Genomic DNA, 23,132 nt, shown 5'->3' with positions numbered 1-23,132 from the left:
CTAATCACCACTCATCCATGAATAATAGACATATGGTGCATTTGAATAGATTTATTTTTTATTAACGAAACATAATTTCTAGCAAATTCACTTTCCCCCATGTTCTTTCCTACAGCTTGAGCAGCATCCATATCCCTCCAAATTGCAATATCTGCCCACCTACCGTCAATTGATTTGGTAAGTTTTCTACTAACATAGCCATCTTGCAAAGCAACAAAATTACTTTGAAATATTTGGGAAGCATTTTGGAATTGCTCTTCACTCACATCTTCCTCTAGTTCAAAAAATACGATTTCTACTACTTCTTTCATAATCTTCTCCTCCACCTATGAAAATATATGAAAAGTCCCATTATTCTTTTCATATATTTAGACTATTAAAAAAAGGTAGTGTGACAGAAGAAAGCAACATTTTAATATTATTTTTAAAACTAAAGGTATTTTATGATCATCGTATGACATTAAGACACACCTCGTTTTGTTGACCTCTTGCCCCCATTAGCATAATGGAAACATCGTTTTATTAAAAAGGTAACAATGGATAAAGTGGTACCTTAAATTGTTGATCCTGATCAATATCTGTTGTTTTCTTTCTTGAAATAAAAAATGCAACTAACGTAAAAATAAAAGTGATGATATATAAAAAACCTGTGGCGGATACAGCTATATTGATAGAGCTATTGATAGTAAATAAGATTTGAATACTTACTCCCAATATAATGGCCCATACGGGTGTATTATATTGGGAGTAAATATGGGAAAATCTACGAGGTAATAATCCATTCCGCGCCATCGCAAATGCCGTTCTCGAAATGCATAGAATAAAAGGATTCGCTGTAGCAGGTAAAGCAATAACAATGACCATATTAATCAATAATGGTCCGATACCGCCTAGAATTTGTTCGCTCGCAAGGAAGACTGGTGTTTTAGATGCCCCAAGCTCCGTCCATGGCACGACTCCCACCGAAACGAACAACAATCCAATATATAATAACATGACTATTAAAATGGACGAAATAATCGATATTGGTATAGTCCATGTAGGGTTTTTAATTTCCTCTGCGGAAGCTACAATTCCATCCCAGCCCACCATTGATAAAAAACCAACCAAAGCTGCTGCGAGGATCACTTCAATGCCTGTAGGCGCAAACGGCACAAATAAAGTGTAATCAACATGATTAAATCCAATGGCAAAAAAGGTTAACAGCAGGATAATTTCAATCACTACAATAAAAACTTGAACTTTACCACTCCATTGAACTCCCATTATATTCAGCAATCCTAATAAGATGAATAGAACGATAGCACTTACTATTGGCGGTGCCCCAGTTAAGGTATGAAAATAGCGGCCAAATCCTTGAGCAACGAAACTGCTGGCAGCCAGCTATGCTCCCCAATAGGCCCAGCCAATTACAGTTCCAAGTAAAGGTCCCATTGTTTCACGAACAAATTCATAGGATCCGCCAGCTCTTGGATATCTTGAAGACAATTCCGCATAGCAGAGACCCAAAAGAATTTCTAAAATGGCTGCTAGCATAAATGAAACAATAACGGCAGGGCCTGCCTTACCAGCAGCAACCCCACTTAAAACAAATATTCCTGCTCCCACCATTGCACCGATTCCAATGGATGTAGAGGCCCGGATTCCCAGAGTTCGAGTTAATTCCATTTTCTGCACCTACCTTAAAAGAGAGAGATTGCCTGTCAATTTATTAATCTTTTTCCGATCACCGTATAAAGCAATGCCCAAATAATATAAATCTCCACTTGTAAAGGTGGCTATTTTTTGAGTGTATGCTTCATAGGTTTTAGTGGTTTGTGCAGCATTAGTAAAATCAACCACAAGCAAATCTTGAAATGCTTCTGTTGATACTTTCTGTTTTAACACCTGTAAGCCTTCCTGTGTGGATTTTAAAATCGGAAGAGGTATCGTTGTAATCCCAGTATGTATTTGACCTGACCCATCCACTACATCAGATCCTATAATTCCTTCCACTCTCTTTCCTATCGTAAGAGCCAGAACAGCTGCAGTATTAGCTAATAAACCTAATGGCAGTTCTGAATCAATCAATAAAACACATTTAGTCTCATTATTTTGTTGGCTCACTTATTTAGAAAAACATATTTTCCGCATGAAGAAAATTTATCGAAAAAGAAGATATTTTTTGAAAGAACGGCTTTATAATGAATTCGGGGATCGAGTTACGATACATGGTGATTCAACAGGATTACATTTGATTGCTGAATTTGAAGGAATATATTTCACGGAAAGTCTCCTGTCAAGAATAAATGATTACGGCGTAAAAGTTTACCCTGTTGAATTGCTACCATTAACAAAGGATTTTATACAAACCATATCATTTTAGGCTTTGGAAATTTAGATGAAGTAAAAATAGCAGATGGTGTAGCAAAATTAAAACGTGTCTTGCTAACAAAATAATAGAGAAAACGACTCGGCAGATTCGAGTCGTTTTCTCTATTAATTATTCCGTTTCCTTATTAGTTCAAGAGTAGTAGCCTTATAATACCTTATTTAAAGTTTGGTTTAGCGTTAAAATCCCTGATTCAGTTAACACTTATTCAAGTACTATCATTTGTATTTGGGGTTACCTATCAACTATTTGATAGAATTCATTAACTCAAAGAAGTACTTTTGTTCATGAGTCTGATAAAGATTGAACCATGAATGTAATGTTTCTGGTGCAAATACGTCGAGCACCTTCAATACATGCATCGCAAATTCCAACGGAGCTATTCCTGATGCAGTAACTAAATTCCCATCAGTTACTGCTGGTTCCATTTCATAATATTTTTCTCCAATATAATTAGGACATACCATTTTCATATACTCCAAATTGTTGCTTGTATGTCTTCTTGAGTCTAGCAACCCCATCTTTGCCAGACCCACTGTTGCACCACAAATCGCAGCAACAACAATTCCTTCCTTTAAAGATTTAGAAACTTTTTTCAATATAGGTTCATGAATTGCTTCTATCCAAGTATTACCGCCTGGAAGAATTAAAACATCAGTACTTTTCAAAATACACTCATCAATAGATATAATAGGTAGTATTTTCAATCCTCCCATTGTAGTAACAGTTTTTTTATCAACGCCTACCGCAACCACCTCTAAAGGTGCTAATTCCTTTTTAAAATACCTTCCCGTGTTTAGTTCAGCAATTAAATAACCTACCTCCCAGTCTGACATAGTATCAAATACATAAAGATACACTTTTTTTGTATGCATAATTCACACTCCTCGTAATTAATTAATCGATATATCCTATTATAAAAAACCTTTACTGACATCCTCCGTCAGTAAAGGTTTCAACTTGATAATAATTAATTAGCTCATATAGAACTTCAATAATCTTTTGCTTTAAACTTATTGGTTCAATAACTTCAATAGATTTGCCATAGGGTAAAAGTAAAAACGGTACATACGCATGTAATGCTTCTTCTTCTAGTAGAAATATTACTTTCTTTGAAGTCCGTTCTTTGAAATGATGTCCTAAAAACCAATGCTGGCATAAGTCATCCAACGCACTTGTCTTACCACCCACAATCAAATGCATAAGTGCTTGCTTATCTTCTACTTCTGGAATTAGGTTTTTCATAAAAAATTCACTTGCCGAAAAAAATTGTGGTCGATTGAAGTTTATATTTGTTTGGATAATACTGATAATTCGCCCTACTCTAAAACTGCGGATTTCATTCCTTAGATGACAAAACGCAATAACATACCAGTTATTATTCCAATAAATAATTCCATATGGATCAACAATCCTACGCTTAGATTGCTCTTCACGACTTGTATGGTATTCAATTTCTACAGATGATTCGTTTACTATACCTTGCTCTAACTTCTTTAAAATTGGATCCATAGACGATTTTCCAATTGGGCTTATTACCTCAAGCCCTTCCAAATTTTGCTTGATCATTCTTTCCTGCTCTTGATTTGAATAACTTATAAGCTTTGATGTTGCTCTGTTCAATGACTCCCCTAAAAAATATCCAGATTCTTTTGCAAAAATAGCCGCATGAAGTAATGCAGTTTTCTCATCAACATCAAAAAGAAGAGGACTTTTAATAAAATTATTCAACAGAGTATAACCCCCATTATGACCTGTGTCAGATATAATAGGGACACCACTTGCAGAAAGTGCATCAATATAACGGTAAACAGTCCTTATATTAATCTCTAACTTTTCAGATATTTGTTTTGCAGTAATTTTCCTGCCTGAATTCAACATCCATAGAATCTGCATCATATTGTCAATTTTAGACATAAAAATCACCTCATTATTCACTCTATATGAATAAGTTCAATTCTACAATTTCATATTGATAGCGTACTTTAACATATTAAGTAAAAACCTCATTTATTTATGGTGCGGTTAATCGAAACTAATGCTAAACTACATCACTTCTTTTTTTCGACAATCTATAAATGATAAACAAACATCATATTCATCTAAGCTACCCGTTCAATAAGAAAAAGCATTACTGTTGTTGCAATAATGCCCCCCAAAGATTTAAGTACAATATTTTCCAATCTAATAGTTGAAATAAGGAAAAAGCAACTCTCATTGAAAAATCGCACTCGCTAAATAAAAAAGGAAGACTATTTATTATAGAAACCATTCACCCTGAGCAATTTTTTCTACTTTTCCACCAACATTTACTATGATTTCTCCATTTTCACCACTTGCCTTTAAAAACAATAACGATGGTCTTTTAATTTCATATCCTTGTTCTACACGAATATTAATTTTACTTTTATCAAAATACCGATATTTAACTAAGTAAGAAGCTAAACATCCATTAGAGCTTCCAGTAGCTGCATCTTCCGGAATACCAAAATAATCTGCAAAGTCTCGAACGTTTAAATTATTATCGATACTATATGTTTCAGGAGAGAAGACCATAATTGCTTTTGCATCAATATGCTCAATTAACTCAAAGTATTTTTCCTTATTTATTCTAACTTTTTTAATTGCTTCTAAAGATTTTAAAGGAACAATAATCACGGGAAGCCCTGTTGAAACCTCTTGGATAGGATATCTATCATCTATGTACTCTTTATCTAAATTTAGAACATCAGAAACCTTATTTGTATCTAATATACGACCAAATGTGGGTTTATTTTGTTCCATCCAAAGTATTTGTTCTTGTTTATCGAACGTTACGGGAATCTGTCCAGCTTTAAAATTTAAAATTAGTTTATCTATCGGTTCCCCAATTATTTCATTTTGAATGATATATGCAGTTCCTAAAGTCGGGTGTCCAGCAAAAGGAACCTCCTCATTGGGTGTAAAAATCCGAACATCGTAGCCATCATCTTTTTTTGTATCTGATAATATAAAAGTAGTCTCTGAATAATTAATCTCCTTGGCTATTTGTTGCATTTTATTATCTGAAAGGTTTTCTGCATTCTTAAAAACAGCAAGTTGATTTCCTGTATATTTTCCTTGTGAAAAAACATCTACAATTGAATAATTAATTTTCCCCATTATTTCTTTCCTCCGCCTGTGACTGTCATATTTTAGAAAGTAGCAATCTTTAAAAAACAGCCTTCCTTAAAGATTCTCTTTAATCATTTAATCAGTTCTGATATCCGTTTAAGCCCTTTTTGAAGCTCTTCTAATGATGCGTGGGAATATGACAAACGAAGATGTAGCTGGTTATTTTTATCATAGACACTACCCAGATTTAGTAAAATCCCTTCCTGAAGGGCTGCTTCAAATAATTTTCGAGTAGAAATACCAGTTTGTAATTGAAGCCATATATAAAATCCCCCACATGGTATATTCCATAAGGCAATATCAGAAAAATATGTATTTAAAATCTGAATTGTAAAGTCCCTTCTATATTTTAGCTCTGATCTTACTTGATCTACATAATCATCATACCATCCACTTTTTATCCACCTATTCACAACAAATTGCGATATCGAACTTGAACCGTAATCTGTTTGCATTTTTATATCGGCAAGGCGATCAATAACAGGTTCCGGTCCAACAATCCAGCCAATCCGTAAACCCGGACTTAGTGACTTGGAAACACTGCCAATATATAGGACATTCCCTTGCTTATCAATTGCTTTTATTGGCTTTGGCGGCGGGTTATCAAATATCAAATGGTTGATTGATTTTGCTAATCACTTTGCTTCTAAATTCATGATCATTTTTTAATTTATCAATAAATCCGTTTGGCACTTTAACTTCTACATCTTGTTCTGCCGTATGAACATAAAAATGGAACGTATATTTTGGAAATAAATGTCCGTCTTCAACAACCCTTTCGAACATTTCATTTATTGCCATTTCTTCTTGTTTGTTGCTCGGCTTATAATTATGTTGAAAATCAAAATACCTATAATTCAATTTTTCTTCTGTTATCTCGTCAATTAGCAACTCTGCCTCCATTCCATAATTAACCATAAGTTTCATTTTTAAGATTGGAGGTTCAATTTTAGTATCTATTTCTGATGTTTTAGAGTTAGCGGAGCCACCTCGTACTTCAACAAATTTACCATCAACAAATTGATAAACCTTCGTAACGGTTCCCTTATTTTCCAATATATCCATTGTTTCTATATCGTGTTCAAAACGACTCTCCCATGTATATAGCAGTTGATTTTCTGGATTGTACTGGTAGTTGCCTATTCTTAAATTATAAAGGCCTAAATTGGCATCCCTTTCTTTTTGTACGCCTGTCCATGCAATTTGCAATTTTCTATCTTCTAAATAGGCGATATGCTCATAATAAATATCCAGTCCCGTACCACCAGTTCGCTCAAATAAAGCGAAAAACTTTTTACCATCTAAATTTATAGAAGAAAGGAGATTTACTTTTTCAATTTTTTGTGGTTTTTCCGCTATTAATTTATATTTACCGTCCGCTTTATCAAATATAAAAAATTGGCCTAAGTGGACCCCACCATCTATAGTTGCAATTATTTCTAAGTCATCATCCTCATCTAAATTCACTACTTCAAAAGACAATCCATCGAAATAATAGGAAGAATCTTCTTCGGCTCCTTGTTCCATAATCCAGCTCTTAACCAATTCAATATTCACTTCATTTCCATCAACAATCAAACGGATATTGTCAGATGCATATACATAAATAGGTGCCGATGTGAATATAATTGGCAACATAAAACCAAGGATCAATATTATTAATTTCCTTTTCAACATCACATATTTCCCCTTTTCTTATATTGTTCAATCCACTAATTCAATGATCCGGCTCTTTAGTGAAGAGCGTTTCAAATTAATTCTACCATAAAAAACTCTTACATTTACCGAACTATTCTGAACCCTTTATAAAAGAAAAGAAACATCCCTTACGAAAGGAATGCTCCAGCTTGGTGAAGTATTTTAATATGGAAGTGCAATGAAATTCCCAATGAACATTTTGCAAATATACCTCACCTTAAATATTCATTTTCTTTACTGAAGTATTCTATCCTTTAGGAAATAGCGACTAAACTCCTTTTGCAATCGCATTCGTAAGTAATTTGACTTAATCATTGCTGGTCTTATTATTTGAAATAAGGGATATGAATGCAACAATAATAAACGATATTGCTAATGTATAAGCAAAATTTGAAAAATCAAATAGTACATACTCTCCTACAAGAAATGCGAATATTCCCATCAACAAGTACGATATAAAACTAACAAGTTTAGTATTTTTAGATTTTATAAAATGTTTAGGTATCTCAACTAAAGCAATAACCCCAAAAAGGATTAGCAAGTTTATCAAAACTATCCCCATAATTCCAACCCCTTAACAACGTCTAAGTGTAATTTCCCCGAAACCCACACTACATTTGGTTTATTATCCTGCCACTTCAGCTTAATATTCTGCCTATTAAGTTTTCTTTTCGATGCGCTTGGCAATCCCCAAATTTAACCAAAAGGGAAAGAGAGCATATACGATAGGCTTGCCATACATCCATGGAAAAGGCTTTATTTGAATTTATGTTCTCAACAGGTTGGCGAATTGAAGAAATTGTCTCATTAGAAATGAACAGTTCTAGTTGATCTGATCGTTCGTTCTCCTATTGTAAGGGGCGAAGGAGATAAAGAACGTGAAGTTTATTTTGTTGGTAAATTATGTTTCCAACTATTCAAGAAAAATGCGTCTTCACTTATTGATACGGATAGGTCAGGCTTTGAAGTTATCGTCACCTTTTCCCCGCTCACACCGTACGTGCGACTTTCACCGCATACGGCGTTCCAACTAATCCAATTCATTCAATTCTATGTATTGTAGTGAAGCACTTTTCTAATCTATGATTAAGTCATTTCTGCATAGTTTTATTTCACAAAAAACACCCCTCTACTTTTTTACCAAAAGAAATCCAATGCCCTTCTTTAAGTAACCTGCCACTCTATAAAGAAGATGTTGCCACCGCAATCTTCGTTTGGTTATAAAATGACCCTTTATTCAAAATAGAAATAGCAATCTCGAACTCTTGCCCTAGTTAGCGAAGAAGACGGAATAAATTATAAATCCTAATACTATTACTAGAATAAGTATGGCAGTACCTTTCCATCCTAAACTACCTACCAAATCGACAAGATTTCCATTTTGGGCTCTGTTTAAAGAATCGTTTAGTTTGCCGGTTGGATTATTTCTAATTTCTTGTTGCCTTAATCTTTCCCTTTTTTGCTCTAGAGTTTCTTTGTCTCTCATCAAATCCCCCTCAATTTTAGCCATTTTTCCAATTGTTTTAATTGTTCACCCATACACTCATTCTCGCCATTTTCTTGACATCTTCAATTGTAGTAATTTTATTGATTATTGTACGATCAAAATGAAGATACTCTATTTTTTGTTCTGTTGTTTGGTAATAATGAAAAGAAACTTCAATATTGGCCTCCGCTTTTTTTATTTCGGAAAGAATGGCTAGCATTCTTGCAAACTCTGAATCGTTGCCAACTACACTACCCCTCGTGCTTATGCCAATACTAGTCAGCACATCAACGTCCCTATAACTTGGGATTTCTGGCCCTTTCACAAGTTCGTTTCCAAACCCCATAGCCGTTGAAGCATTGTACATCGTATGATCCGGATATATTTTATTTACTATTTCTTTAAAATCATCATAAACTTGCTTCTCCCATACAGCTTCAGGATAGTAATCAATATATTCGTAATCACCGTAGCCTTCCCAAGCTGTAAATTGTAGATCGGCTTCTTTAACCGGTGTAGCCTTAATTCCATATTTACCGTCCTTAAAATTATATAAGCGGTCTTTAATTAAAAAAGGCTGATCATAACGTTCGTCTAGATATGCTTGTATTTCCTTACCAACCGTATACTTCTTCCAAGGGAACCCACTAAAACTGACATAAATGAATAGGGCGACGCTTAATAGGACCACACTACACATGATAAGTAACTTTCTGAAATACAGTTTCATGAACAATACCTCATTTCGGACTATTAAATTAATTCCAATTCTTATTTTACATTATTTAGTAAAAAAGGCTTTGATATTTACTAAATTTTTTCTTCTTCGCGTTTTGAATCCTTTAGTAAAATAAAGACCGTTTCGAAAGACTATTCACTTAAAACAAAGCATCAACTTGAATTCTCTAGATAAATCTAATAGCAGGAGGGGATGGCGTGCCAATAAAAATTCTATTACTAATGACGTTATTCATGCTTCAGTTTATTTCTGTGACGAATGCAGAAGTGCCACTGAAGGCTACGTTTGTTCGTGACCACCAGTTATGGATGAAAGAGGGAGATCAAGTAATTCAGCTTACCAAAGATAAATATGTGTATTCACCCCAGTGGTCTTATAGTGTTAGTGGCTTTGAATGGTATCTAAATGGAAAAAGGACGGTTTTTTGTTGAAAATAAGATCACAAAAATTGCTGATATTGATGTATCCGCCAAGCAGGTAGAATATACACCAAAAGGTTATGTAGACCTAGATTTGGAATGGCTGTCACCTTCCGAAGTGATCGTCGCACGGTCACAGGAAAACAAAGCGTGGGAAGAGGGACCAGTTCCCAAAATGTTCACCTCTCTATATCAGATAGATTTAAGCTCAAGAAATCAGGAGCAAATTACATTTCCAAGAGAAAATGAGTTAGATGATGATCCTCAAGTTGTAGGATCTTCTCTAATATGGGTACGTAGGCAAGAAGAAACAAGCAAATATCTGGATAAAAGATGTTGATTTTTCACCGGTATTATTTAAAAAATAAACGCCAGAGCATTGTAAACTCTAGCGTCTATCGATCCAACTACCCCAAGTTATCAGTTAAACTCCATCTTCCAGCTAAAATATTCATTATCAGGATTTTTCACATAACGAAGATTGGCGTCAAACTTATTGCCATTCTTACTTGTTAATCCTTTTACCTGTGCAACGCCATTTTTCAGGAGAGATTTAACCATCGACTTCGTTGGCTTCTTTTTCATCGAAGCCAAAAACTTATCATTCTTCCAAATCACAAATTTACAGCCATTTTTCCAATTGCTGCAGCCAAAGCCCTTTTGGCCTTCAATTACTGCATGACCGCATAACGGGCATTTACCTAAAACTTCTACTGATTTTTTCGCTGTCTCCACTTCATGGATCGTCACTTCTTGGTCCGCCTTTATTTTCAACACAGAATCTACCGTAAAATTAAAGATTACCTTTAGAAAATCATCTTTCCGATATTTTCGTTTTTCAATATCTGCCAGCGTTTTTTCTATACGGCCAGTGAATTCAAGATCAAAAAGATCTTTAATCGGAAACGTTTCTACTAATTTTTCACCAAGCTCTGTGCAGAGCAGGTTTTTATTTTGAGTTGTAATATATCCTACATCCTTCAGTTTTTTTATTGTTTCAGCTCTTGTAGCTGGAGTTCCAATACTGAATCCACTCAAAATCGAAACAAGCATTTCCTCATTGTCTTCTTCTTTAAAGTTCTTCCCGCATGTTTCCATGACACGGAGTAGTGTTTTTTCGGTATGGTGTTTGGGAGGTTTCGTTACGTGAGAAGTCAGTTCATGCTTTTCGATCGCAACCATTTCATTCACTTCTACAAACGGTAAAATTGTATCTTTCGATTCTATTTTTTCAACTTTTTTCCAGCCTTCTATGAGCTGCACCTTTCCTTGCGAATGAAAAAAACCTGGAACACCATCAACACCCGTTGTAATTTTCGTTTCCTCATATTCAGCAATCGGCATAAATTGGGCAATAAATCGATTTTTAATCGCTGAATAAACAATTTCTTCATCACTTGTTAGTGACTTGGGTTTTAAATAGGTTGGAATAATCGCACTATGGCTTTCAACCTTTGAGTTATCAAATACCCGCTTTAGTTTTGAAAAATTAATTTCATTTGCGAACGGATGGCCTTGTTTTAAACCTTCCAAAACCTTGGCAGCCCTACCCACTAAACTTTCCTCTAACACAACGCTTGCTGTACGTGGATATGTAATGAATTTTTTCTCATACAAGCTTTGTGCAACTTTTAATACCTTATCTGACGTCCAACCTTTGTATTTGCTTGTAATCGTTCCTTGGAGATTTGAAAGATTAAAAAGGTAAGGGGGATATTCTTTTTTATGCTCCACTTGTTTATCGAGAACTTGACCCTTTTTCCCTGCTAAAGCCTGCTGAATCTTCTCTAAGTGAGTAGGATCTTTAAATTTTTCTTCCTTATCCTCTTGATAAACAGCATCATAACTTTCGTTGTTAGAGGTTTGAAAAGTAGCATTCAATTTGTAGTAATTTTCCGGCTTAAAGTTTTTGATTTCCTGATCACGGTCATAAATGATCTTTAGGGTTGGTAAAAGCACTCTTCCAATATTAAGGGCTTGTCCTTTCCCTTTTTGATACTTTAATGTGGCAACAGATGTAAGATTAATGCCGATGACCCAGTCAGACCATTGTCTACTTATACCAGCATCTTGAAGCGGTCTTAACTCTTCATTAGATTTAAGTGAATCCAGACCTTTCAGCACTTCATCCGGTGTCCATTCGTTAAGAAGGAGCCTAAATACCGGCTTATTTACCTTCAAATTATAAATAATTGTATCTCCGATAATTTGCCCTTCACGATCATAGTCGCAAGCGGAAATAATCGTGTCGACATCGGGTCGTTTCATTAAGCGATAGATTGTTTTTAACTGCTTTTCAGCACCGGCATCCTTAAAGTCACGGTTCTTTGGGCTGGATTTTACTTTGTAGCGGAACGAATCCGGGATAAAAGGAAATTTCTCCATTTTCCAGCTTTTCATTGAAGGCTCATAATCCTTCGCATCATAGAGCTGTAAAAGATGCCCAAATGCCCATGTTATACAATAGCCATTACCCTCATAATATCCATCTTGTTTTCCTTTTATTTTTAGTGCATCAGCAATATTTTTAGCAACCGATGGCTTTTCAGTTAAAATGACGGCAACCATTCATTAGCCAACTCCTTATTTACCTGACTCGAATTAAATTATAGCATAATTAATATTCTCTAATTGACTTTAAAGTGAGTTTTTTTCAATATAGACAAAACACACAATCACAACTATTGCATATATAGTACATTATTGAATCATGTTGGAGGAGATAAAGTTGCTTATACATGTTGTAAGAAGCGGAGATACGCTTTGGCAAATTGCTAGTCGTTACAACGTGAATATAAATTCAATTGTAGAAATCAACGGACTGCAATTTCCAAATCAACTTGTGATCGGCCAATCCTTGATTATTCCCGTATCCGGCACAACTCATGTAATTAAATCGGGAGAAACATTATGGTCCATTGCACAGAAATACGGTGTCACAACAAATTCAATTATTCAAGCTAACCAACTTACGAATCCTAATCTTCTATATCCCGGGACCAAATTGATCATCCCACCACTTACCTATGTTGTTCAATCAGGTGATACACTATCAATCATTGCAAGACGCTTTGGCACTACTGTTCAAGCGATTGTCCGCGAAAATCATATTCAAGACCCGAATTTAATTCATGTTGGTACCCATTTAATCATTCCTAGACCAAAACCAACAATCGAGGTTAATGCTTATACGTACCAAGGAAGTGAACAGGCTGCTGCGAATTCGATTAATGAAGTTGGCCGTCATCTAACCTATCTAAGTCCATTTGCTTATATGATTAAAGAAGACGGAACGTTAGAGCCCTTCCCAGACCGGTTAGCCATTTCTGCCGCTTATGCAAATAATGTCGTTCCAATGATGTCGATTACGAACTTCACGTCGACTTCACTTGGTTCCAATTTAGCAAATAAGATTTTAGCGAGCCAGGAATTAAGTGAAAAGGTCCTAACAAATGCCATTAAAGTTATGGATGAAAAAGGATATCGCGGTTTAAATGTCGATTTCGAAAATGTTTTACCAGAGGATCGAGAAAATTACAATCGTTTTATGCAGATGGCAGTCGATCGCCTACATCCGAAGGGCTATTTTGTCTCCAGTGCACTTGCACCAAAAACGAGTGCTGCTCAATCAGGGCTGCTTTACACAGCACATGATTATGCTGCCCATGGACGAATCGCTGATTTTGTCGTTTTAATGACCTATGAATGGGGTTACCGACTTGGCCCGCCACAAGCAATTTCACCAATTAACCAAATGAGGCGCGTCATCCAATATGCCGCAAGCGTGATGCCTCCGGAAAAAATTTTCTTAGGATTCCAAATCTATGCCCGCGATTGGGTGCTGCCACATGTGAAAGGTCAATCCGCTAGAACCTTCGGTGTCCAAGAAGCGGTAAGGCTAGCCGTAACACACAATGCCACGATCCATTACGATGAAGCGACACAATCCCCACATTTCCGATATGTAGATAATGAAGGTAAAGAGCATGAAGTTTGGTTTGAAGATGCACGCAGCGCCCAAGCAAAATTTGATTTAGTCAAGGAATTTAATCTACGCGGTGTTAGTTACTGGGCATTAGGCTACGCCTACCCACAAAATTGGGCATTATTAGAGGATAACTTTAATGTAAAAAAATTAATATGAAATCATTTGAAAGAGGCTACTCCGTTTGTTAGAGGTAGCCCCTTTCTTAGTTCAGGAAATTTCATTAACGACTGTATTTCCCACGCTCTTGTAAAAATTGATAAAACACTTGCGCACCGGCACCACGTGTCACTTTTTGAGCCGGTTCAAAATTATTATTTTTTGCCGGCATGATGCCCAAATGATGAACAATGGCAGCATGGCCTTTATTATTAATTTTATTTGCATCAGTAAAGGTAATATTAAATAAGTTTGGAACTTCTGCCAGCTTTTCTAATCTCATTGATTTTACAATCATTTCAGCTAATTCTTCACGAGTGACCGTTTCATTTGGTTTGAACTCACCTTTTGACTTATCTAGTAAGCCCTGCTGAACTGCTGATTCAACATAAGCAAAATAAGGTGAATTGCTTTGCACATCAGCAAATGTGGCTGGTCTGTCCCCGCTCATATAGTTCATTTTATAATAATATGGGTCTGGATTTGTTACAAGCATCATCATTTTAACCATTTCGCCTCTAGTTATCTCTTCATTTGGTTTAACGAGGCCGGCATCGTCAACATCAATCGCATAGTAGTCAATTAATAGTTGTAGTGCTTTTTCATTTGGATGTCCTTTAATATCTTTCACGTCAACTTTTCCGCGAATTGGTTCACCGGTCTCCATTGAGACCCACTTTCCTTTTACAGCATCAAGGTAAATAGCTTGATCCTGCGGTTTCATTGCTAAATGATATACCACTTTTACTTCCGGGGCCTTGTAAATTGGTCTTGATGTTGAATAATCTACATTTTCAATATACAAATATTTCGGAACAATCGTGAAGTTGTCAAAATATACTTCTTTCGCTTTTTCAGCTGAAACTACATTTTTTGTATCCGGGAACTTTGCCTGTGGATCCCAGCTTTGATAATATTGGAAGACTTCGCCAGTTTCCGTTGAGATGGTCACACTCATAAACTGATCCTCGACAATAATACCGTCAACAAGACGATGGAAAGTAAAGTAAAACTCTTTCATTTTCTCAGGATTTTCAGGCTTAGGATTACGAATCGGGTCGAATGTTACCGCATGAAGCTCTGTTGGTGCAAATGTTTTTAGTGTTTCCTTAGCTTTTTCGAGAGCTTGTTCATAATTCACAACCTGCTTGACTGTTTGGTCTTCACTTAATGGCTGATATCTGCTTGGATCTTCTTTATAGTAATTGGTAATTTGACCCGTTTTACCATTAACGGATACATTAATCCAAGTTTGCCCAGTCCTCCAATTCAAATTCCAAACCGGATATTTTTGATATTGATCAACATCATTAAAGTAAATATTCTCCAAGGTTGCATCAGCAGGAATGTTAAATTGTTCTTTCGCTATATCAATTGCCTGTTCCTGTGTTAAATCTTTATTTGCTGGTGCAGTCTGTGTTGGTTTATTAGGTGACAGTGGTTCAAGTTTTGCAGCATAATCCTTCATTTCGATTGGCTTCCCACTATAATCGAGCCATTTTCCCGTTTTTGCATCAATATATGGATAATTAAAGCGGTTATCATAGGCCAATTTAACTGTACCTTGATTGTCAGTACGAACTTGATAGTTATAGATAGTTTGATATTTTAATTGAATCTCCATGCTGTCCTTCATTTTTTTCTCAGCGTCTGCTTGAGACATCATGCCTGAAGTTGGCGGAATTTTAACATCGTCATTCCAACGATAATCGTAGCCAACTACCTCTCCATTTCCATCAACAACGACTGAAATATACTGATCCTGGAATGAAATATTATTTTCCACACGCATAAATGAGTAGTAATAGTTTGCATTTCCATGTAAAGGTGGTTTTTGATTAGATAGATTAGTAGTATCTAATTCTACAACATTAGCTTTTTGTGGGGCTTTATCTTGCAAAAATTGCTCGGCAATCTTCTTTGCACTTTCCCAATTGTATTTTGGAGGATAGGATGGCTGTTGATTGTATGTATCCTCCCAGCGGTTCATTGAAATTACCGTACCATTTTCAGCATCCACCGTTACACCGATATTTCCATAACCATTCTCAGTTTGCCGATTCCAATTTATATTCCAGATTGTACGATTCCCTGGATACCAATTGCTTTGATAACTTACTGATTGTTGTGTATAATCCTTCGGTACTGTCGTAAAGTTTTTTGCAATTTCAATTGCCTGTTCTTTAGAAATTTTTGCTGAAACCGTTTGATCCTGTGCAGCCATTGTTTTAACAGCAGCTGATGATACAACTTCGGGATTTTGTTTCATTACGGCTGATTCCGCGCTCGCAAATGGGACTGCAGCAATTTGCGGTAAAACTAACAAACAGCTAAATATAATAGCTTTCTTCTTCATACCCAATGCCCTCCTTAGACAAGTTTTTTTCTTCATACTATTTAGACGTATTCATTTGGATAAAGTTTCATTCGAAAGAAAATAATTCAAAAAAATTTTTTACCAAAAAATTTTTCTAATATTTTTTTATTGTCTTGTTTTCTTCATGGGTAAATGCTATATTAGTACTAATCAACTTACATAAAGTGTAGTTGATATATATTTTCGAGCACTTTCGTGCAGGATTTTTTAGGAGGATTAAATATGCAAAACGGTAAAGTAAAATGGTTTAACGCAGAAAAAGGATTTGGATTCATCGAAGTAGAAGGTGGAGACGATGTATTCGTACACTTCTCAGCAATCCAATCTGAAGGTTTCAAAACTTTAGAAGAAGGTCAAGAAGTAACTTTCGAAATCGTTGAAGGTGCTCGTGGTCCTCAAGCAGCTAACGTAAACAAAGCTTAATTTGAACCCTAACATTAATGAATAAACCTATAAATAAAAAGACTACCTTTGGGTGGTCTTTTTTTGTTTCAATAATTTATGAATGAAATTCACGTTACCTACAAACTCTATATATAGAACTTCTATGAGGAGGAATACATATGGGTGAACCTTTTAATGATCTAAAACAGGTTGAACTTTCAATCGAAGCAGCCCAAAAAATGGTCGGTTCTGCAACGATGAGTATGGAACCGGGGCAGCTTCAAGCTGCAACAGATGCCATAAATGCTGCCCGAGGTCAGTTGCAAAATGCTCTTAATAACGCAACTGGAGTTGATAATGAATTTTTAAACGAACAAGAGTCGCTCTTGCAAGATTGTGAAGAGCAATTAAAAGAAGCAAAACGTTAAAATTTATTTTAGTTTTATCGAAAAAGCTGATTAGAACCTAGATGGTTAAACTAATCAGCTTTTTCTTTTCATTCCTTTAGTTCAAGAAAGCTCTCTACCATATTTTTGAAGCTCGATCCCTACCGTACAGTTTTTAATACAAAAGCTTTGCGCATACTTTTTTCCATATTCCTTTCGGTGATGATGGATCAAAAAACATCCGTTGCAATATGTATCTAAAAGAGAGCCAACTTTTTCAATAACCTGCTTTCTATCCACCTAATCACCCCTATTTATTACCCATTTTGCAGTTCTATACGGCTGTCAATATCAATTCCATTTAATGCTTGTAACGCTAGTTGATCACATTCTTTATTTAATTTCCTTGAAATCGGCTCATAAATTGGTTTGATTCCAAGCTTTTTCATTTTATCCTCAATTCGGTCAATCCAGCGGATGAATTCATCTTCATACACCGGCCAATCTCCACTTAATTGATTTAAAACAACCTGTGAATCCCCTTTAAACGTCACTTCAATATGGTGAACACCTAAATTCTCCAACTCCTGCAATAATAGCCAAAACGCTGCATACTCCGCCTCATTATTAGACTCCAGCTCATCAAATGAACTGTTTTTCCGTACCCGATATTGTTTATTATTTTGCGTAAAATATATAGAAACTCCTAAGCCGGCTTTTCTAGTATCTATATCATATCCCCCATCAAAAAAGGCTACAATATCATGTGGCTCCGTCTCAATTCCTTTTACGTACTGCTGTAATTCTTTTTTCGACCATGATTGATCTGATGTATCATAAAATACTATATCTTTTACCCTGCTGGTCTTTTCAAAATCTTCGACAAGAAAAAGCGCTTCATTCGCCGGTAAAAAATCCGAAGTAAGTTCAATCTGTCTCCCCTTTGGATGCTTATATGTCCAATGAATTGATACTTTCACATCTTAATCCCCTTTCGACAGTTTAGGCTTATTTTATCATATTCGCTTCCATTTCAAACGTATCATATTTTGTTAACTAATTTTTGAAAATTATGATAGAATAACAGTTATTGATTTTAAATAAGTAAGGAGACTCATCCAATGAAAAGACAACAAGTAATCGCTGATGTTAGTTTATTATTGGTTACTTTTATTTGGGGTTCAACGTTTGTACTCGTTCAGAATGCCGTTGCCCTTCTTGAACCATTTACATTTAATGGCGTCCGCTTTGGCCTTGCAGGTTTATTTCTAATTGCCTGGCTTTTTGTTTTTAAGCGAAATATATTATCAATGATGAACAAAAAGCTTTTATTATCCGGTGTAATTATGGGGACATGGCTATTTACTGCATACGCTTTACAAACATTTGGACTTTTACATACAACTTCCTCTAAAGCGGGCTTTATAACCGGATTAAGTGTAGTATTAGTTCCTTTATTTGGGTTTTTATTTTTAAAGGAAACACCAAAACGATTTGCTATCTTCGGTGTTGGAGTAGCCACGATTGGTTTATATTTATTAACATTAGGAGACAGTTTAGCACTTAATTTTGGAGATATATTAGTGTTTTTTTGTGCGATTTCTTTTGCGGCTCACATTGTAGTAACCGGAAAATATACACCATTGTATTCCACTCTATTGTTGACCATCGTCCAGATTTTTACAGTATCAGTGCTTAGCAGTATTTCCGCTGTACTTTTTGAGGATTGGCAGCGAGTGTTTGATTCAGAGGTTATGGGAAATGCTAATGTTTTTCTCGCGCTTATTATATGCTCTATTTTTGCTACAGCCTTAGCTTTTTTAGCGCAAACAAACTTTCAAAAGTTTACGACACCAACTCGTGTTGCCCTGATTTTTGCAATGGAGCCCGTGTTTGCAGCTATTACAGGCTTTTTTTGGGCAAATGAACGACTTGGAAGTAAAGCCTTACTTGGCTGTTTGTTGATCTTTATTGGTATGATTTTAGCAGAGCTCCCGCAAAAGGTTTTTGATGGGTTAGTGAAGAATAAGCGGAGTTATGAGGCAAAATAAATGCTTATTATGTGGGATCCTTTTGTTATCCACCATCAAACTGGGGTATCCTCCCTTTTGATGGTGGTTTGTTTTATCCTCACCAAATTGCGCTCTGTTTACTTTTGATGGTAAATAATCTGGATTTATCCTCACCAAATTCCACTCTACTCACTTTTGGTAGTAGATAACCTGCTTTTATCCTCACCAAATTCCACTCTACTTACCTTTGGTAGTAGATAACCTGCTTTTATCCTCACCAAACTTCACTTTACCTCCTTTTGGTGGCAGATAACTTTTCTGCACTTCCTCCGCATCTTTCAATTCACACAACTATGACAATTATCACATACAACTCCTGTCAGTTTATTTAAAATTGTTAAAAAACAGACATAATTATAAGGGAGCTGTATGGCAAATGTATTTTACAAAGCAGGGATTTACTGGAGCAAGCCTTCTCCTTAAATCTATTGCACAACAAGGCGGACACAAACTCTTTGGATGTCATGGGGAGGTTCTATTACCCGTTTTTGATAAGCTAGACGAAAATAAAGATATTTCATTTTTTCTAATGAAGCATGAGCAAGCTGCCGTTCATGCAGCAGATGGATATGGGAGAGCATGTGGAAAAGCTGGCTTTGCTTTAATTGGAGCAGGTCCCGGAGTGACAAATGCGGTTACCGGTATTGCAACAGCCTTCAGTGATTCAGTTCCAATGGTAGTTATCGTTTGTCAAATTGAATCTGAGAAAATTGGCAAAGACTCTTTCCAAGAAGTTGATGTGAGTGGATTAACGATTCCGATAACAAAACATTATATTAGAGTTGGGAATTTAGAAAAATTACCTGGAGCAATTGAAAAGGCTAAAGTTATCTCCGAAGGTGGTAGACCAGGTCCCGTTGTTATTGAAGTTCCAGCTAACTTGTTAATGGCAGGCACTGAAAATATTTCCTATGACTTAACCCCAACCGTTGTTGAACAGAAAAAAACAGAAAAAGCAGTAAGCAAAAATGCTATTAAGTATGTTTTACAAGCACTTTCTGAGTCAAAAAAACCTGTCATTTTAGTTGGTGGTGGAGTTGTTATTTCTGATGCTTCCGCCCTCCTAACGAAATTTGTTGAAAAAACAAAAATTCCTGTTGTTAGTACTTTAATGGGTATTGGCTCATTTGATAGCAAGCATAGTCTTCATTTAGGAATGTTAGGTATGCATGGTACATTTGCCTCCAATAAGGCCGTTCACAACTGCGATTTATTACTTTGCCTTGGTGTTCGTTTTAGTGATCGTGTTACCGGAAAGATGAGCCATTTCTCTCCGAAATCACTTAAAATCCAAGTTGACGTAGATCCATCAGAAATAAATAAAATTGTACCAATTGATATACCAGTTGTTGCAGATATTAATGCCTTTTTATCAGAATTAAACCAACTAATAAATGAAAAAGAAATTACTGAAAACTGTGCTGAATGGGTTGCAGAAGTTACTAATTTCAAAAGAACGGTGCCTCGTTTTGATAAAGTAAACAGCGTCCTTAAACCACAAGAGGTACTGCAGCTTGTTGACCAATACTCAGATGTTGATAGCATTGTTGTTACAGATGTTGGTCAGCATCAAATATTTACGGCTCACAATTATAAATTTACAAAGCCACGTACGTTCTTATCCTCAGGTGGTTTGGGAACAATGGGATACGGCTTCCCGGCAGCGATTGGTGCTGCTGTTGCAAATAGTGCCCATCCAATCATTTGTGTTACTGGAGATGGGAGCTTCCAAATGAATTTACAGGAATTAAGTACGGCTGCTTTTTATAAACTGCCAATTAAAATAATTGTCCTAAATAACGGCTATTTAGGAATGGTTCGTCAATGGCAGGAATTATTTTATGACCGCCGATATTCTTCAGTAAAAATATCATCACCCGATTTCGCAAAACTTGCAGAAGCCTATGGTGTTCCTGGATTTAAAGCGAAAAATGCGGAAGAAGCACAGGGTATCATTAAAAAAGCATTTAAACATGAAGGCCCTACACTACTTGAGTTTGATATTGTTGAAGAAGAAAATGTTTATCCAATGGTACCGCCTGGAGCCGGAAATGATGAGGTAATTTTATCAAGATAAGTGTTAAAAACCCCTCGAAAACTTTTCAAGGGGTTTATTTCTTATAAAATATTTCGTTCTTTTATCAATTTATAGGCGGCTTTTTTACTTTTTATATTATGTGCCTTGAACATTTCTAAAATGGCAATATAAAAACTACCATCAAATTCATACTGTGCTTTTAGTGTAATTTCAATGGCCAGATTTACTAATTTATCTGATGATGCTGTATATATTTTCCCAAATTCAATAAATCCAAGTGTATCTTCGCGAAAAGAAAAACCTTTTGTTTGCAAATGGTTTAAGTAGTCGCTTGTTGAAGCTGCTAGCATACCAACGTTCTCCTCTTTTTTAACTGATACTTCTAATAATACCGAAAATCGGACAAATCATCTATGTTTTTTGTTCATCATTTTTTTGAAATCCGATAACTAAGCGCCCCTGTTGCAACACCCAATAAGGCACCACCAAGTACTTCTTGAGGCTGATGACCTAACACCTCTTTTATCTTTTCTTCTTTTTCTTCATGGAGTTCAGCCCTCTTCTGCTGTTTTTCTAAACGGTCAAGGTCTTCATAAAGATCATTTACCCTAATCGATAACTCCCCCGTTTGCCTACGGACACCTTGGGCATCATACATGACAATTAATCCAAAAATCGTTGATAGCGCAAAGTCAATAGTTGATATACCTCGTTTTAGCGCAATGAAGGTTGCTAATGAGGAAACACCAGCTGAGTGGGAGCTTGGCATACCTCCCGTTTCAAAAAACACACCCCAATCCCATTTCCCTGTACGCACTTTTTGGATTGGGATCTTTAAAAACTGTGCCAGCCCAATCGACAAAAGGGCAGTCGTAATCCCTCTATTCATAAATGAATCCACCTCCAATTAGACTTAAGCAATGTTTTTTAATATTATGGGTCAATTCGGGAGAAAATATTGAAGGTAAAATTCAAATATAGGAGGAAAAAGCAATGACAAAAGACGCAAACCGTGGAAAATTTGCACCATCTGTAAATAAACAAGGTCACCCAGAGGGATCTGCCACAAACCCTAAATCACAACTAGAACAAAAAGCAAAGAAAAGTAATACGAAAATTTAACCACAAAAAAACCTCGGCTAATAAGCCGAGGTTTCGTTCTTTATCATTATCCCCCACATATGCCGTGCTCAGTATGTCTAAAAAAACCCGCTCTCGCAGGTGGGTGTTCGCATTAACCGTTTCATCTTCCTCATGTCGTCATGGACAAGGCTTGACGTCCTGGTCAAAATGTAGAACTCCCTTATAAATAGCATCGGTTTTAGACACAGTAGAGTCACCAACATCGTAGGTTATCTTTATTATAACGAACACTATTCCATATTGCAAATACGTTTCATTGCCAATGTATGCAGTTATTTCTTAATCTGATGGCTTTCTAACTTATCTATTTCCTGCTCTGCATAGGACGCAAATTTTGCAATTCGTGATCGTTCTTCCATCCTCTTGGCATTGTTATTTCTCATTGCATTAGGGTTTGCGTTTTTGGATCTGCCCATTGTGGATACCTCCTAAAAATTATCGGTCAAAATTAGTATTTGATTTTTACAATAATCTTAGTGGTGGGAAATCATAACAACAAGAGCCCAGTATAACTGGACTCTTTAACACATTAATATTTATTATTATTTAACAGTTACAGTTTGGTCAGCTTCGTTCCAAGCTACGTTTGCACCTAATGCTGTTGCTACAGCACGTAATGGAAGAACGGTACGGCCATTTACTACTTTTGCTTTTGTATCCATTGTGATTTTAGCACCGTTCAGTGTTAAGATGTTGCTGCCAATTGTTAATTGAGCGACTTG

General features: G+C 36.0%; 26 protein-coding genes, 1 other RNA gene and 1 pseudogene. 9 read left to right on the top strand and 19 right to left on the bottom strand.

The genetic code is table 11. The features are described from left to right. Window positions 1-11: 11 nt before the first annotated feature. The 3 genes and pseudogenes from P9E47_RS06975 to P9E47_RS06965 form a co-directional block, all read right to left on the bottom strand. Window positions 12-311, bottom strand: a complete 300-nt coding sequence (locus P9E47_RS06975) for a hypothetical protein (RefSeq protein WP_326162956.1) — start codon at window positions 309-311, stop codon at window positions 12-14. A gap of 211 nt (window positions 312-522) precedes the next feature. Continuing rightward, a pseudogene (locus P9E47_RS06970) lies at window positions 523-1,668 on the bottom strand (APC family permease). 9 nt (window positions 1,669-1,677) lie between these two features. Continuing rightward, a complete protein-coding gene (locus P9E47_RS06965) occupies window positions 1,678-2,106 on the bottom strand; it encodes a DUF2000 domain-containing protein (RefSeq protein ID WP_326162954.1) in 429 nt (142 codons plus the stop codon). Window positions 2,107-2,164: 58 nt separating this feature from the next. Here P9E47_RS06965 and P9E47_RS06960 point away from each other — a divergent pair, with 58 nt between their 5' ends. Then, window positions 2,165-2,365 carry a hypothetical protein gene (locus tag P9E47_RS06960; protein WP_326162953.1) on the top strand — a complete coding sequence of 67 codons (201 nt, stop codon included), beginning with the start codon at window positions 2,165-2,167 and terminating at the stop codon, window positions 2,363-2,365. Window positions 2,366-2,616: 251 nt separating this feature from the next. On the opposite strand, the gene P9E47_RS06955 is transcribed toward P9E47_RS06960, so the two are convergent. From P9E47_RS06955 to P9E47_RS06925, 7 genes are all read right to left on the bottom strand, one after another. Next, complete coding sequence (locus P9E47_RS06955) at window positions 2,617-3,246, bottom strand: type 1 glutamine amidotransferase family protein (protein WP_035197294.1); 630 nt, start codon at window positions 3,244-3,246, stop codon at window positions 2,617-2,619. A 52-nt stretch (window positions 3,247-3,298) separates the two neighbouring features. Beyond that, a complete protein-coding gene (locus P9E47_RS06950; protein ID WP_326162952.1) occupies window positions 3,299-4,288 on the bottom strand; it encodes a helix-turn-helix transcriptional regulator in 990 nt (329 codons plus the stop codon). Window positions 4,289-4,630: 342 nt separating this feature from the next. Continuing rightward, window positions 4,631-5,512, bottom strand: a complete 882-nt coding sequence (locus tag P9E47_RS06945; RefSeq protein WP_326162951.1) for a PhzF family phenazine biosynthesis protein — start codon at window positions 5,510-5,512, stop codon at window positions 4,631-4,633. Window positions 5,513-5,595: 83 nt separating this feature from the next. Next, complete coding sequence (locus P9E47_RS06940; protein WP_326162950.1) at window positions 5,596-6,138, bottom strand: PLP-dependent aminotransferase family protein; 543 nt, start codon at window positions 6,136-6,138, stop codon at window positions 5,596-5,598. Further along, on the bottom strand, window positions 6,128-7,201 hold the full coding sequence (locus P9E47_RS06935) for a hypothetical protein (protein ID WP_326162948.1): 1,074 nt from the start codon (window positions 7,199-7,201) through the stop codon (window positions 6,128-6,130). The genes P9E47_RS06940 and P9E47_RS06935 overlap by 11 nt, the downstream gene beginning before the upstream one ends. Window positions 7,202-8,492: 1,291 nt before the next feature. After that, window positions 8,493-8,708: a DUF6366 family protein gene (locus P9E47_RS06930; RefSeq protein WP_003332672.1), complete on the bottom strand. Its 216-nt coding sequence runs from the start codon at window positions 8,706-8,708 to the stop codon at window positions 8,493-8,495. A 37-nt stretch (window positions 8,709-8,745) separates the two neighbouring features. Next, entirely contained in the window at window positions 8,746-9,438 is a 693-nt protein-coding gene (locus P9E47_RS06925; RefSeq protein WP_326162947.1) for a YfjL-like protein, read from the bottom strand. Window positions 9,439-9,644: 206 nt separating this feature from the next. Between P9E47_RS06925 and P9E47_RS06920 the strand changes: the two genes are divergently transcribed. Further along, window positions 9,645-9,878 (top strand): hypothetical protein, encoded by a 234-nt coding sequence (locus P9E47_RS06920; protein WP_326162945.1) that lies wholly within the window; start codon window positions 9,645-9,647, stop codon window positions 9,876-9,878. Beyond that, window positions 9,853-10,206, top strand: coding sequence for a hypothetical protein (locus tag P9E47_RS06915; RefSeq protein WP_326162943.1), 354 nt, complete (start codon window positions 9,853-9,855; stop codon window positions 10,204-10,206). The genes P9E47_RS06920 and P9E47_RS06915 overlap by 26 nt, the downstream gene beginning before the upstream one ends. An 80-nt stretch (window positions 10,207-10,286) precedes the next feature. On the opposite strand, the gene P9E47_RS06910 is transcribed toward P9E47_RS06915, so the two are convergent. Further along, on the bottom strand, window positions 10,287-12,434 hold the full coding sequence (locus P9E47_RS06910) for a type IA DNA topoisomerase (protein WP_326162941.1): 2,148 nt from the start codon (window positions 12,432-12,434) through the stop codon (window positions 10,287-10,289). 160 nt (window positions 12,435-12,594) lie between these two features. Here P9E47_RS06910 and P9E47_RS06905 point away from each other — a divergent pair, with 160 nt between their 5' ends. Further along, window positions 12,595-14,010, top strand: coding sequence for a LysM peptidoglycan-binding domain-containing protein (locus tag P9E47_RS06905; RefSeq protein WP_003332667.1), 1,416 nt, complete (start codon window positions 12,595-12,597; stop codon window positions 14,008-14,010). Window positions 14,011-14,074: 64 nt separating this feature from the next. On the opposite strand, the gene P9E47_RS06900 is transcribed toward P9E47_RS06905, so the two are convergent. After that, window positions 14,075-16,366 (bottom strand): YcdB/YcdC domain-containing protein, encoded by a 2,292-nt coding sequence (locus P9E47_RS06900; RefSeq protein WP_003332665.1) that lies wholly within the window; start codon window positions 16,364-16,366, stop codon window positions 14,075-14,077. A gap of 243 nt (window positions 16,367-16,609) precedes the next feature. Here P9E47_RS06900 and cspD point away from each other — a divergent pair, with 243 nt between their 5' ends. Beyond that, entirely contained in the window at window positions 16,610-16,810 is a 201-nt protein-coding gene (gene cspD / locus P9E47_RS06895; RefSeq protein ID WP_003332663.1) for a cold-shock protein CspD, read from the top strand. A gap of 140 nt (window positions 16,811-16,950) precedes the next feature. Next, the gene (locus tag P9E47_RS06890; RefSeq protein ID WP_003332662.1) at window positions 16,951-17,199 is read left to right on the top strand and encodes a DUF2564 family protein; all 249 of its coding nucleotides are present in this window, start codon (window positions 16,951-16,953) and stop codon (window positions 17,197-17,199) included. Window positions 17,200-17,280: 81 nt separating this feature from the next. Here the strand turns inward: P9E47_RS06890 and P9E47_RS06885 are convergent, their stop codons facing one another. Then, the gene (locus P9E47_RS06885) at window positions 17,281-17,457 is read right to left on the bottom strand and encodes a zinc-finger domain-containing protein (protein ID WP_003332661.1); all 177 of its coding nucleotides are present in this window, start codon (window positions 17,455-17,457) and stop codon (window positions 17,281-17,283) included. 17 nt (window positions 17,458-17,474) lie between these two features. Then, complete coding sequence (locus tag P9E47_RS06880; protein ID WP_003332660.1) at window positions 17,475-18,137, bottom strand: ribonuclease H family protein; 663 nt, start codon at window positions 18,135-18,137, stop codon at window positions 17,475-17,477. Window positions 18,138-18,278: 141 nt separating this feature from the next. On the opposite strand from P9E47_RS06880, the gene P9E47_RS06875 reads away from it, so the two are divergent. Next, complete coding sequence (locus P9E47_RS06875) at window positions 18,279-19,208, top strand: DMT family transporter (protein ID WP_326162939.1); 930 nt, start codon at window positions 18,279-18,281, stop codon at window positions 19,206-19,208. Window positions 19,209-19,605: 397 nt separating this feature from the next. Further along, window positions 19,606-21,306, top strand: coding sequence for a biosynthetic-type acetolactate synthase large subunit (ilvB, locus tag P9E47_RS06870; protein ID WP_326162936.1), 1,701 nt, complete (start codon window positions 19,606-19,608; stop codon window positions 21,304-21,306). Between the two features lie 41 nt (window positions 21,307-21,347). Here the strand turns inward: ilvB and P9E47_RS06865 are convergent, their stop codons facing one another. Both P9E47_RS06865 and P9E47_RS06860 read right to left on the bottom strand, forming a co-directional pair. Then, the gene (locus P9E47_RS06865; protein WP_003332657.1) at window positions 21,348-21,617 is read right to left on the bottom strand and encodes a DUF6123 family protein; all 270 of its coding nucleotides are present in this window, start codon (window positions 21,615-21,617) and stop codon (window positions 21,348-21,350) included. Window positions 21,618-21,694: 77 nt separating this feature from the next. Next, the gene (locus tag P9E47_RS06860; RefSeq protein WP_003332656.1) at window positions 21,695-22,156 is read right to left on the bottom strand and encodes a divergent PAP2 family protein; all 462 of its coding nucleotides are present in this window, start codon (window positions 22,154-22,156) and stop codon (window positions 21,695-21,697) included. Between the two features lie 104 nt (window positions 22,157-22,260). On the opposite strand from P9E47_RS06860, the gene P9E47_RS06855 reads away from it, so the two are divergent. After that, on the top strand, window positions 22,261-22,389 hold the full coding sequence (locus P9E47_RS06855; RefSeq protein WP_003332654.1) for a hypothetical protein: 129 nt from the start codon (window positions 22,261-22,263) through the stop codon (window positions 22,387-22,389). 46 nt (window positions 22,390-22,435) lie between these two features. On the opposite strand, the gene ssrS is transcribed toward P9E47_RS06855, so the two are convergent. The 3 genes from ssrS to P9E47_RS06840 form a co-directional block, all read right to left on the bottom strand. Next, window positions 22,436-22,624: non-coding RNA, 6S RNA (ssrS, locus tag P9E47_RS06850), on the bottom strand. Window positions 22,625-22,682: 58 nt separating this feature from the next. Then, window positions 22,683-22,826, bottom strand: a complete 144-nt coding sequence (locus P9E47_RS06845; RefSeq protein WP_169315878.1) for a hypothetical protein — start codon at window positions 22,824-22,826, stop codon at window positions 22,683-22,685. A 126-nt stretch (window positions 22,827-22,952) separates the two neighbouring features. After that, window positions 22,953-23,132: copper amine oxidase N-terminal domain-containing protein (locus P9E47_RS06840; protein ID WP_326162935.1), on the bottom strand; the 180-nt coding region annotated here is incomplete at its 5' end.

It is taken from the genome of Schinkia azotoformans, from assembly GCF_035811335.1.
Taxonomy (GTDB): Bacteria; Bacillota; Bacilli; order Bacillales; family Bacillaceae_J; genus Schinkia; species Schinkia azotoformans.
The sequence above is the reverse complement of the archived record's forward strand: the minus strand, read 5'-3'. Positions and strand labels throughout refer to the sequence as shown.

Bases quoted from the DNA above. Each gene is read 5' to 3' on its own strand.
- P9E47_RS06910 (WP_326162941.1), bottom strand. From the start codon at position 12,434: ATGGTTGCCGTCATTTTAACTGAAAAGCCATCGGTTGCTAAAAATATT.
- P9E47_RS06865 (WP_003332657.1), bottom strand. From the start codon at position 21,617: ATGCTAGCAGCTTCAACAAGCGACTACTTAAACCATTTGCAAACAAAA.
- P9E47_RS06890 (WP_003332662.1), top strand. From the start codon at position 16,951: ATGGGTGAACCTTTTAATGATCTAAAACAGGTTGAACTTTCAATCGAA.
- P9E47_RS06925 (WP_326162947.1), bottom strand. From the start codon at position 9,438: ATGAAACTGTATTTCAGAAAGTTACTTATCATGTGTAGTGTGGTCCTA.
- P9E47_RS06900 (WP_003332665.1), bottom strand. From the start codon at position 16,366: ATGAAGAAGAAAGCTATTATATTTAGCTGTTTGTTAGTTTTACCGCAA.
- P9E47_RS06930 (WP_003332672.1), bottom strand. From the start codon at position 8,708: ATGAGAGACAAAGAAACTCTAGAGCAAAAAAGGGAAAGATTAAGGCAA.
- cspD (WP_003332663.1), top strand. From the start codon at position 16,610: ATGCAAAACGGTAAAGTAAAATGGTTTAACGCAGAAAAAGGATTTGGA.
- P9E47_RS06950 (WP_326162952.1), bottom strand. From the start codon at position 4,288: ATGTCTAAAATTGACAATATGATGCAGATTCTATGGATGTTGAATTCA.
- P9E47_RS06855 (WP_003332654.1), top strand. From the start codon at position 22,261: ATGACAAAAGACGCAAACCGTGGAAAATTTGCACCATCTGTAAATAAA.
- P9E47_RS06860 (WP_003332656.1), bottom strand. From the start codon at position 22,156: ATGAATAGAGGGATTACGACTGCCCTTTTGTCGATTGGGCTGGCACAG.
- ilvB (WP_326162936.1), top strand. From the start codon at position 19,606: ATGTATTTTACAAAGCAGGGATTTACTGGAGCAAGCCTTCTCCTTAAA.
- P9E47_RS06955 (WP_035197294.1), bottom strand. From the start codon at position 3,246: ATGCATACAAAAAAAGTGTATCTTTATGTATTTGATACTATGTCAGAC.
- P9E47_RS06935 (WP_326162948.1), bottom strand. From the start codon at position 7,201: ATGTTGAAAAGGAAATTAATAATATTGATCCTTGGTTTTATGTTGCCA.
- P9E47_RS06915 (WP_326162943.1), top strand. From the start codon at position 9,853: ATGGAAAAAGGACGGTTTTTTGTTGAAAATAAGATCACAAAAATTGCT.
- P9E47_RS06945 (WP_326162951.1), bottom strand. From the start codon at position 5,512: ATGGGGAAAATTAATTATTCAATTGTAGATGTTTTTTCACAAGGAAAA.
- P9E47_RS06845 (WP_169315878.1), bottom strand. From the start codon at position 22,826: ATGGGCAGATCCAAAAACGCAAACCCTAATGCAATGAGAAATAACAAT.
- P9E47_RS06875 (WP_326162939.1), top strand. From the start codon at position 18,279: ATGAAAAGACAACAAGTAATCGCTGATGTTAGTTTATTATTGGTTACT.
- P9E47_RS06975 (WP_326162956.1), bottom strand. From the start codon at position 311: ATGAAAGAAGTAGTAGAAATCGTATTTTTTGAACTAGAGGAAGATGTG.